At 67.9% G+C, this 535-nt stretch carries 1 protein-coding gene; it reads right to left on the reverse strand.

From position 1 onward, the window contains the following. Window positions 1-72 precede the first annotated feature (72 nt). Complete coding sequence (tnpA, locus tag AX692_RS05930) at window positions 73-450, reverse strand: IS66-like element accessory protein TnpA (RefSeq protein ID WP_072678280.1); 378 nt, start codon at window positions 448-450, stop codon at window positions 73-75. Window positions 451-535: the final 85 nt, after the last annotated feature.

Below are 535 nucleotides of genomic sequence, written 5' to 3' on the forward strand. Positions count from 1 at the left end.
GCGCCAGGCCCTGCATGCCCTTCCTCATATCCGTGTGGCCGAGCGCGATCCACACACGGGCGCCGGGAGGGATCACCGCAGCGCCTTCAGGGCAGCCGCAACCAGCGCTGGCGACGCCGCGGGATAAATGCTCAGCCGCTTCCCGCGTGGCAGGTCGATGATCATCGCGGGGTGCTCGGCAGCGCTGACTGCCACCGCATCCTCGTCCAGCACAGCTTCGGCAAACACCGGCGCTGGCAACGCCTCGGCCGCGCTGGCCTCCTGCGCCGCATCTGCCTCGCGCAGCTTGCGCCGCCACGTGTAGATCAGCGCCGATGAAATATCGTGCCGTCGGCACACCTCGGCAACGCAGGCGCTCGGCGCGAAAGCCTCGGACAGGATCCGCAGCCGCTCTTCCTCGCTCCACCGTCGGCGCCGCTCTGGCCCCGAAAACACCGTCACCTGACCCATCGACCACTCCTAAGCGCGCTCACAAGAGCACGCTAAAGAGCGCTCAATACCTACCCAGACAAGGCGGCCCCCGCCGGATGGATAC

Source organism: Erythrobacter donghaensis, assembly GCF_001557325.1.
GTDB lineage: Bacteria > Pseudomonadota > Alphaproteobacteria > Sphingomonadales > Sphingomonadaceae > Erythrobacter > Erythrobacter donghaensis_B.

Coding starts and splice junctions, on each gene's coding strand:
- tnpA (WP_072678280.1), bottom strand. CDS start 450: ATGGGTCAGGTGACGGTGTTTTCGGGGCCAGAGCGGCGCCGACGGTGG.